Raw genomic sequence first — 9,854 nt, 5'->3', positions numbered from 1 at the left:
CTTTCGGGGTTGGGCGACGGTCATCTCGCCCTAAAGAGCGGGACGTTGACCCTGAACGGCGATTACACCGCCTACGACACCGTGTCGGCAGAAGGGGAGTCCCACGCTCAAGCCAACGGCTTTAGCCGTGGGTAGATGACGCCGCGGCTTTCGGGTACTCGAACCGCCGACGACGCCGACGACGGGTTCGACGACCGAACGTTCAACTGAGCCGGTGGCTTCCGGATACCGACAGGATCATTTAATTGAATTGCCTTCGAACGATCGATATGTCGCTTTCCGATCCCGTCGCCGCCGCCGTCGCGGTGCTCCGTCGCCGACCGGGGGATATCCTTCCGCTGTACCTGCTCGGCGCGGCGATTCCGGCAATCGTCCGAGTCGTCCCGTTCCTCGCCGCGCTCGTGGGCTACCTCTATCTCGAGACGACCGGCCGGTTCGAGACGATCCGGGCGCACCTGACCGATATCGAAGCCGGACCGCCGGATCCCGAAACCGAACCCGAAGCGTTTCAGCAGTGGGTTAGCGGCTTCGAACCGGCGGTCGAGCAACTGCTGACGCCGGCGACGGTCGGACTCGCTCTCCTCACGATCGCCACGGTCGCGATCCTGTTTCTGGTGTTGAGTTCCGTCATCTCCGCCGGCCAGCTCGGGGCCTGCTACGGTCGGTTGCGAGACGAGCGCGGACTGATCGCCGGCATCGCGGCTGTCCGCCGGTACTGGACGCGCATCCTCTGGCTGTACGTTCTCGAGGGGCTGGTGTGGCTCGCGGTGGGTGTCGCCGTCGCGCTCATCACGGCGGTGGCCGTTGGAGCGGCCTCGATCGCGGCCGGGACGGCCTTGCTCACCGCGCCAGTCGCGCTCCTCGGCATACTCGTGTTACTCGCCGTGCTCGCGGCCGTCAGGGCGCTGTTCGCGTTCGCGCCGGTGGCCGTCGTCGTCGACGACGCCGGCGTGTTCGGGTCGGTGTCGAAGAGCTTCGGATTCGTCCGCAGACGCCCGATCGGGGCCGGGTTCTACTACGCGCTGTCGGTCGGAACGATGCTTGCGGTGTCGACCGTCTCCGGCGTGCTCATGCTCGTCGACGTCGTCTCGGCCACGTCGCTCGTTACGGTTCTCGTCGTGTTGCCGGCGCTCGATCTGTTGAAGACCGCCCTCTACGTCGAGTACCGCGGTCGACTCGCGCCGCCGACACAGCCGACGCGGACGTTGCGCGCCCAGTTCCGCGACGGACTCGGGCGCGGCTGGAGCGAACTGATCGCGTTCGTCCGCTCGACGCCGGGCACCCACGCCGTCGTCGTTGCCCTCGCCGGTCTCGGGTTCGCCGGCGGGTGGCTGGCTGCCGACCCGTTCGTCGGCCACTACACCACCTCGATCGCGGCCCGTCTCGACGGACACGTTCCGCCGGCGGCGGCCCTCGAGTTCTTCGGTAACAACTGGCTGGTCGCGATGACGACGACCTACGCCGGCGTCGCCCTCGTGATCCCGGCGATCGTCTCGGTCCTGTTCAACGGCGCGTTCATGGGCGTCTACGCGCGTCTCGAGGTCGAACCCGCGGAACTCGCGGCGTTTATCCTCCCCCACGGCGTCTTCGAGATCCCGGCGATCATCGTCGCCAGCGCGCTCGGGATCCGACTCGGGTTGGTCGGCTGGCGGGCTTATCGGGGCCGGGCCAGCCGCGTCGCGTTCGCCGACGCGCTCGAGCGGGCGTTCTGGGTGCTGCTCGGCGTCGGACTCCTGCTTGCCGTCGCGGCGGTCATCGAGGGGTTCGTGAGTCCGTACTACTACCGACTGTTCCTGTAGGGGCGCTCGCGGTGGCCGCCGCGGGCGCTATCGATACGCCTCGAACTCCTTGCCGAACACGAGGAAATAGCCCGTCCCGACGAGTCCGATCGCCGTGGCGATGGCGAACGCGAGCGCGGGATCGCCCGCGAACAGCTGCGTGCCGGTAAGCGGGTTCGAAACCCCGCCCCAGAGCAGGCCGCCGAGCGCGGCGCTGGGAACGACGATCACGTTCCGCAGGAGGTAGTAGGTCCCCGTCACCCGGCCGCCGGTCCCGCGTTCCGCGGGGCCGACGATCAGCGCCTTGTGCGCCGGCAACCCGGCAAACCGGAGTCCCGAGAAGGCAAAGAGCGCGGCGAGTACGGCGGCGCTTTCGGGCGCGTTGATGAGCACGATCGGGAAGACGGCGTAGACGGCGAACCCGAGCGCGACCACCGGCTTCAGTCCGACCCGCTCTGCGGCCTTGGCGGCCGGAACCATCACCAGCAGCGCCACGAGCATCTCGAGTCCCAGCAACACGCCGAAGTACGACTGCGGGGAAAGATCGACGGGTCCGACGGTCGGAACCGACAGCGAGAGCCCGACCTCGTGGAATCGCGTGACGACGATGACGAAGAAGACGTAGACCATTCCGTTGGCGAACCGAACGAGCGTATCGCCGACCAGCAGCGGCCGGAGCTCGGTCGGCATGGCCCGCAGATCCGCGAGCACCTGCTCGACGCCGGCGAACTCCGTGCCGAAGCTATCCTCCTCGACGTCGTAGCGGAAATGCTGGACGAGCGTGCCGACGACGCCGAAGACGACGGCGACCACGAGGATGAGTTGGAAGGCGAAGACGACGTCGCTGTCGGTCGAGCCGAAGGGGAAAAACAGCGCGGCGGCGAACAACGGCCCGACGAGAAAGGCCGTCCGGCGGAACGTTTCGGTGCTCGCGAAACCGGCGGCGAGTTGCGAGGGCGGAACTGACTGTTTGACGATCGCGAAGGTCGCCCCCAGCCCGAACGACTTCCAGGCCTGTGCGAACACCAGCCCGACGAAGATCGCGGCGATCTCGAGCGGGATCGGGCCGGCGGAGATCCCCTCGAGCGCGGGGGCGGCGAGCCAGATGCCGAACCCGATCGTCGAGCACAGGCCGAAGACGGTCAGGGCGTACCGCGACCCGAGACGATCGGAGATCGCTCCGCCGGGATAGGGGTAGATCGCGCTGATAACGTTCCCGAAGGTGCCAAACAGGCCGACGACGAACGCCGATGCTCCCAGCGCGTACATGTATTCGCCCATGTACCGGCTGGTCATCTGGAAGCCGAGGCTGAACGCGAACATCGCCGCCGAGAGGACGAGCACGTCCCGCTCGAGCGCGAAGAACTGGCGAAACGCGTCGAACGGATCGGCGTCCTCGGTTTCGGGGGCGTCGTGCTCGAGACCCATGGCTGAGGGTGCTGACTCGACCGGCTTTGGTTTTCCGCCGACGGTCGTGGTGCTCGTATACATGCCCCACGAAATCCGTTCGGTACGGCTACAAACGAACCGGACAGTCGATCTCAAAGGACAGTATAAAGACGAACCGGTCCGTCGTCAGGCACATGACGACGACGCTCGGAACGGCGAGCGCAGGGCCCGGCGAGATCGATACGGGCCGTCTCGAGATCGGCGAGACCAGAGACGGGAGCCCGTTCGGTCTGCCCGTCGCCGTGATCAACGGCGAACGGTCGGGAAAGACCCTGTACATGCAGGCAGCGAGTGATGGCGACGAACTCAACGGTGTCGGCGTTATCCAGCGCGTCGTGCCGCAACTCGATCCGGCGGCCCTCTCGGGAACGATCCTGATCGTCGGGATCGTTAACTACCACGCGTTTCAGGTCGCCGAACACCGGAATCCGATCGACGATACGAAGATGAACCGGGCCTATCCCGGCGACGAAACCGGCACCTCCAGCGAGCGGATCGCCGCCGCGACCTTCGAGGCCGCGACGCGAGCGGACCTCGTGCTCGATCTCCATCAGGGATCGACCAGCCGGATGATCGACGAGGTCCGGGTCCGCTGTGGGAAACGCCACCGCCTCCACGACGAGTGTCTCGAACTCGCGAAGGCGTTCGGCTGTGGCTACGTGCTCGATCAGAAAGGACCCGACGGCCAGCTCGCCCGTGCCGCCCCGGACAAGGGCGTCCCGACCGTCGATCCGGAACTCGGCGGCTGTGTCGGCTGGGACGAGACGAGCATCCGGAAGGGCGTCGACGGCGTGTTCAACGTCCTCCGCTACTACGGTTTCCTCGAGGAGGACGGTGCCCTCGAGCGCCAGACCCGTGCCAGCAGTTTCGAACAGTACGGCGCGCCGAACGGCGGCCTCGTCGACATGCACAAGGACCTCGGCGAGCAGGTCGCAAGCGGCGAGACGCTGTTCGAGGTGACGACCCCCTTCGGCGAACCGAAAGCGACTGTCACCGCCGACAGCGACGGAATCCTCTGGCGTGCGCGACGACTGCCACAGGTTGCAACCGGCGAGTACGTCTGCTCAGTCGGGACCGACATCGACTCCTACTAACCATGCCAGCCGATCTCCGCTGTCCCGCGTGCGAGACGACGTACGCGGCCGGCCCCGACGAACCGTGGCGGTGTGAGTGCGGTCACGCGCTCGAGTTCGCCGACCGACCCCACCCGGACGGCGAGCCGCTGCCGCTGTCGCGACTCGACACCAGCCGAGGGCTGTGGACCTTCTTCGAGTTCCTCCCGATCGAGGGACACGTGACCTTCCACGAGGGGTTCACGCCGCTCGTCGACGCCCCCGAGTGGGACGCGCAGTTCAAACTCGAGTACGTCCTCCCGACGGGGTCGTTCAAGGATCGGGGCGCGACGACGACCCTCTCCCGGGCGATCGAGCTCGGCGTCGAGCGGGTCATCGAGGACTCCTCGGGGAACGCGGGTGCCTCGATCGCGACGTACGCGGCCCGCGCGGGACTCGAGGCGGACATCTACGTGCCGGCGGACGTCAAGCAGTCGAAGCTGATGGCGATCCAGCGGGCCGACGCCCGCCCCGTCCGCGTCGAGGGCAGCCGGCAGGACGTGACCGACGCCTGTATCGACGCCGTCGAGGCCGGCGAGGGCTGGTACGCGAGCCACGCCTGGAACCCGGCCTTCTACGCGGGCACGATGACGATCGCGTTCGAGATCGCCGCCCAGCGCGACTGGACCGTTCCCGACGCCGTCGTCCTGCCGATCGGCCACGGGACGCTCTTTCTGGGCGCGTATCGTGGCTTCTCGCTGTTGAACGAGGCCGGCATCGTCGACGGGATGCCGCGATTGCTGGGCGCGCAGGCGGCGGGCCACGCGCCGATCGTCGACGCGCTCGCGGACGACCCGCTCGACGGGGACGGGAACGGCAGCGACATCGCCGACGGGATCCGGATCGCCGAACCGGCCCGCGAGGACGAGATCCTCGAGGCGATCGACGAAACCGACGGCGACGCCATCGCGCTCGGCTCCGACCCGATCGAAAGCGCGCTCGATCGACTCCACCGCGGCGGGTTCTACGTCGAACCGACGAGCGCGGTCGCCCCGGCCGCCCTCGAGCGATACCGCGCGGACGGCCACCTGGCCGACGACGCGGAGGTCGTCGTTCCCCTGACCGGAAGCGGATTGAAAACGCTTTGATGCAGTCGGTTACCCGACTACTGCCCCCGTTGTGACGAGGTCTTGAAACGAATAGTGTCAGGCCGCGAACTCGGGGACGGGGCATCCAAACACTCTTTACTGATTCGCTGTAAACTGTAATAAGCACCGAATCTCATGTCACGCACCTCGAACCGGGCTAACGGCACCGTTATTCGCGACTTTCTCTCGGTCGCGGATCTCCTTGAGGAGCCGCAGCTGGCCCAGCTATACGCGTACCTCGCTGGCGAAGGGGAAGCGACCGTCCGGGAGGTGATGAACGCGCTCGATCTCCCACAGGGAACAGCCTACACGTACGTCAACCGGCTCGATGATGCCGGCGTCATCGAGGCAACCAGTGACGGGCAGCCTCGGACGTACGCCGCTCACGAGATCGATCTGACCGTCACGGCCGCTGACGGCGAGCGTGAATATACGATCACGCCGGCACTGATCGACGCCGTCGGCCGACGCGAGATCGACGAAGATATCGACACCTACATCGATCGACACGGAGTTGCTGGCCTCGCAACGGCGCTCACTTACGCCGTTGCCCGGGAGCGCGGAGAGGTGACCCACCGGTTGATGGCTCGCGATCTCGATATTTCGCCGCTGGCCGCGGAGATCATCCTTCAGGCGCTTCGGCCCGTCGTCCGGGAACACTTCGCCATCGAGACAGCGGGAGCGTCGATCGCCGATCTTGGTGTCAACGATCAAGACACGATTGACGACGCGTGAGTACCACCCATATCGCTGATACCGGACTGTTCGTCGCGATGGGGCAGCCGTCGAACAACCGATATCGTGCCGTCCGCCGGTTTGCCAGACGAAACGACGTTACCTTTCTGGTGCCGGAACGAGTCTACGACGAACTGTCCGTCAACGATTCGACTACTCGAACGCCACCCGTTGAGACCGCACTCGAGGACGGATGGGTCGCCGTCGGCGACTCGCTCGACTTCTCGCGGCCGGTCGTCTCGCGAGTGATGGACGGAGTCCAGCGGTACATCGCCAACACCGACGACCGGCCGGCGGACGAGGTCGAACGTGCCGACGCCGCGCTCGCTGCACTAGCGGCGCAGCGTCTCGCCGCCGGCGAGGTGACCGAGGTGTACGTTTATACGACCGATATCGCCGCCGGCGAGGGCGCTGAAGCTGTACTCGCCAGCGAGGGTTACGGCGATTCGATCACGTTCGTAAACGGTTTCCGATTTCTCGAGGATCTCTGCCCGGAAACGGATTGAAAACCCTTTGATACCCCCATCACGGAACCCACAGTAGATGGTCAGCCGGCCACCCGACTACTGCCCCCGATGTGGCGACGGTCTCGAGACGATCGCGTTCGACGGACGCGAACGGAAGCGCTGTCCGACCTGCGAGGACGTCGTCTGGCACAATCCGGTTCCGTGTGCCGGCGTCGCGGTCGTCGATCGAACGACCTCGGGTTCGGAGCCCGCCGTTCTCTGTGTCGAACGCGGCGTGCCGCCGGGCGTCGGCGAGTGGACGCTCCCCGGCGGTCACATGGAGGTCGGCGAGGAGCCCGAAACCGCGGCGGCCCGCGAACTCGAGGAGGAAACCGGCGTCGCCGTCGATCCCGACGCCCTCGAACTCCTCGATGCGACGACGTTGGCCCCCCGGGACGGCAAGCACGTGATGATGATCCACTACGTCGTCGATCGGGCACACGCCGACGGCTCGCCGACGGCGGGAAGCGACGCGACGGCGGCGCGGTTCTGGACGCCGTCGGCGTTCGACGCGTCGGACGAGACGTTCCGGCCGGTACACGAACGGCGGTTCCGGGACGCCGCGTCGCTGTTCGGCTGACGGCCCGATCGGTATCAGGGGATTAATGAGCGCCCCGAGCCAGGGTCTGACGATGAGTATTCCGTCGTTCGTCATCGGGATCGCAGGCGGAACGGGAGCCGGGAAGACGACCGTCGCGCGCACCGTCGCCGAGACCGTCGGCGAAGCCGTCACTCGCATTCCGCTTGACAACTACTACGAGGACCTCTCGCATCTCGACTACGAGGAGCGGGCGAACGTCAACTACGATCACCCGTCGGCGTTCGAGTGGGAACTGCTTCGCGAACAATTGAACGCGTTGCTCATGGGGCAGTCGATCGAGATGCCCCAGTACGATTTCGACGTCCACAACCGCAAGGACGAGCGCGTGACCGTCGACCCCTCGGACGTGATCGTCCTCGAGGGGATCCTCTCGCTGTACGACGAGGCGATCCTCGAGATGCTCGACCTTCGCGTCTACGTCATGACCGACGCCGACGTCCGCATCCTCCGGCGGATCGAGCGCGATGTCGTCGAACGCGGCCGCGATCTCGACGGGGTTATCGACCAGTACCTCGAGACGGTCAAGCCGATGCACGAGCAGTTCGTCGAACCGACGAAGAAGAACGCGGACGTGATCATCCCCGAGGGGGCAAACCGAATGGCGGTCGATCTGCTGATCGAGAAGGTCGAAGCCGAACTCGCAAGCGACGGCCCCGACGGCGACCCCGAGCGCGAACGCTCGGTGAGCCCGACCACGGACTGACCGATTCGATGCCGGCGGTCGATCGGTCCGGCCCGTGAGACGAAACCCGACATTCCTTTACTCGAGCCCTGAATACGGGCGGGTATGTTCCTCTCCCTTCGCGCGGAGGTCGAGGGTGCCCTCGAGGGGGCGCTGTCGACGCTCGACTTTCCCACCGACGATCTCGGGATCGAAGAACCGCCGGAAGACGTCGCGAGCGTGCTGGCATCCAGCGTCGCCTTTCGACTGGCCGGCGAGGCCGGCACACCCCCGCCGGCGGTCGCCGACGAGATCGCCGCCGAGATCGACGCCGACGAACTGACCTACGTGTCGGCCGTCCGGACACAGGGACCGTACCTCAACTTCCTGCCCAGCGACGCCTACCGCGCGGAGACGCTCGAGGCGGCGACCGCCGACAGCTACGGGGCGTTGCCCGACCGCGAGGAGTCGGTCGTCGTCGAACACACCAGCGCGAACCCGACCGGGCCGGTTCACGTCGGCCGCGCCCGGAACCCGATCATCGGCGACGCCGTCGCCAACCTGCTCGAGTACGCCGGCTACGACGTCGACCGACACTACTACGTCAACGACGCCGGTCGCCAGATGGCCGTCTTCACGTGGGCCTACGAGACGTTCGACGAGGACGACCTCGAGGAGCCGCCCGAACGCGACCGCATCGAGTACGATCTCGTGCGCTACTACCGCAAGGGCAACGCCTACCTCGAGAACGCGCCCGAAGCCGAGGTCGAGGCGGCCGAGGCCGAGATCGACGCGATCATGCAGGGTCTCGAAGCGGGCGACGAGGAGACCTACGAACGGGTCAGCGAAGTCGTCGATCAGGTTCTCGGCGGCATGACGGAGTGTCTCGAGCGGCTGCCCGCGGAGTTCGACGAGTTCGTCAAGGAGACGCGGTTCATGCGCGACGGCTCGACCGACGACGTCGTTTCCCGCCTCAAGGACCTCGACGAGGCGGTGTACGAGGACGAGGCCTGGCAACTCGATCTCACCGATCACGGCATCGAGAAGAACCTCGTGTTCCTGCGCTCGGACGACACCTCGCTGTATCCCACCCGCGATCTGGCTCACCACGAGTGGAAGTTCGACAACTACGACCGGGCCGTAACGGTACTGGGCGAGGATCACAAGCTGCAGGCCAGCCAGCTTCGGACCGCCCTCGAGTTGCTCGGCAACGACGCCGATCAGCTCCGGCAGGTGCTGTACTCGTATGTCAACCTGCCCGAGGGGAAGATGTCCACGCGGCGGGGCACCGGCGTCGATCTCGACGATCTGCTCGACGAGGCGATCGATCGCGCCCGCGACGAGGTCGAAACCCGGCTGGACGACCGGATCCGCGACGACGAACTGGACGAAACGGATGTCGAGCGGATCGCCCATCAGGTCGGTATCGGCGCGGTCCGGTACGACATCGTCGCGAAACAGCCGACGAAAGCGATCACGTTCGAGTGGGACCGCGCGCTCGACTTCGAAGCCCAGTCCGCGCCGTACGTGCAGTACGTCCACGCACGCTGTTGTGGCATCCTCGAGGCGGCCGGGATCGATCCCGACGACGACCTCGCCGGGCAGGGTCTCGACGGGGACGTCGACGTCGACCTGCTGGATTCGGCCGCCGAGCGGGACTTGCTCGAGACGATCGGCCGGTTCCCGGCGGTCGTCGACGAAGCGGCGGACGATCTCGAACCCCATCAGATCGCGACCTACACGCGGGAGTTCGCCGACCGGTTTAACGCCTTCTACCGGGAGTGTCCGGTGCTGGGCGACGACGTCGATCCCGCGGTTCGGGACGCGCGGCTGGCGCTGGTGGCCGCCTCGAAACACACGGTCGCGAACGCCCTGTCTATCCTCGGCGTGGCCGCGCCACGCTCGATGTAGACTCACCGATCGG

At 66.6% G+C, this 9,854-nt stretch carries 9 protein-coding genes; 8 read left to right on the top strand and 1 reads right to left on the bottom strand.

Features of this window, described 5'->3' with window-relative positions; all coding sequences use genetic code 11:
- Positions 1 to 269 precede the first annotated feature (269 nt).
- Positions 270 to 1,799, top strand: a complete 1,530-nt coding sequence (locus TX80_RS05360; protein ID WP_049921961.1) for a stage II sporulation protein M — start codon at positions 270 to 272, stop codon at positions 1,797 to 1,799.
- Positions 1,800 to 1,826: 27 nt separating this feature from the next.
- Here the strand turns inward: TX80_RS05360 and TX80_RS05355 are convergent, their stop codons facing one another.
- Positions 1,827 to 3,206, bottom strand: a complete 1,380-nt coding sequence (locus TX80_RS05355; RefSeq protein ID WP_049922219.1) for an MFS transporter — start codon at positions 3,204 to 3,206, stop codon at positions 1,827 to 1,829.
- Between the two features lie 155 nt (positions 3,207 to 3,361).
- On the opposite strand from TX80_RS05355, the gene TX80_RS05350 reads away from it, so the two are divergent.
- From TX80_RS05350 to argS, 7 genes are all read left to right on the top strand, one after another.
- A complete protein-coding gene (locus tag TX80_RS05350) occupies positions 3,362 to 4,321 on the top strand; it encodes a succinylglutamate desuccinylase/aspartoacylase family protein (protein WP_049921959.1) in 960 nt (319 codons plus the stop codon).
- 2 nt (positions 4,322 to 4,323) lie between these two features.
- Entirely contained in the window at positions 4,324 to 5,427 is a 1,104-nt protein-coding gene (locus TX80_RS05345) for a threonine synthase (protein ID WP_049921958.1), read from the top strand.
- 135 nt (positions 5,428 to 5,562) lie between these two features.
- Positions 5,563 to 6,162, top strand: a complete 600-nt coding sequence (locus TX80_RS05340; protein ID WP_049921956.1) for a DUF7437 domain-containing protein — start codon at positions 5,563 to 5,565, stop codon at positions 6,160 to 6,162.
- The gene (locus TX80_RS05335) at positions 6,159 to 6,668 is read left to right on the top strand and encodes a hypothetical protein (RefSeq protein ID WP_049921955.1); all 510 of its coding nucleotides are present in this window, start codon (positions 6,159 to 6,161) and stop codon (positions 6,666 to 6,668) included. Before TX80_RS05340 ends, TX80_RS05335 begins: the two co-directional genes overlap by 4 nt.
- 37 nt (positions 6,669 to 6,705) lie before the next feature.
- Complete coding sequence (locus TX80_RS05330; RefSeq protein ID WP_049921954.1) at positions 6,706 to 7,248, top strand: NUDIX domain-containing protein; 543 nt, start codon at positions 6,706 to 6,708, stop codon at positions 7,246 to 7,248.
- A gap of 52 nt (positions 7,249 to 7,300) precedes the next feature.
- Entirely contained in the window at positions 7,301 to 7,972 is a 672-nt protein-coding gene (gene udk / locus TX80_RS05325) for a uridine kinase (RefSeq protein WP_049922218.1), read from the top strand.
- Positions 7,973 to 8,056: 84 nt separating this feature from the next.
- Entirely contained in the window at positions 8,057 to 9,841 is a 1,785-nt protein-coding gene (gene argS / locus TX80_RS05320; RefSeq protein ID WP_049921953.1) for an arginine--tRNA ligase, read from the top strand.
- Positions 9,842 to 9,854 lie beyond the last annotated feature (13 nt).

It is taken from the genome of Halopiger djelfimassiliensis, assembly GCF_000455365.1.
Classification (GTDB): Archaea; Halobacteriota; Halobacteria; order Halobacteriales; family Natrialbaceae; genus Halopiger_B; species Halopiger_B djelfimassiliensis.
Note: the sequence above shows the minus strand (reverse complement) of the source record. Positions and strands in the feature narration are given on the sequence as shown.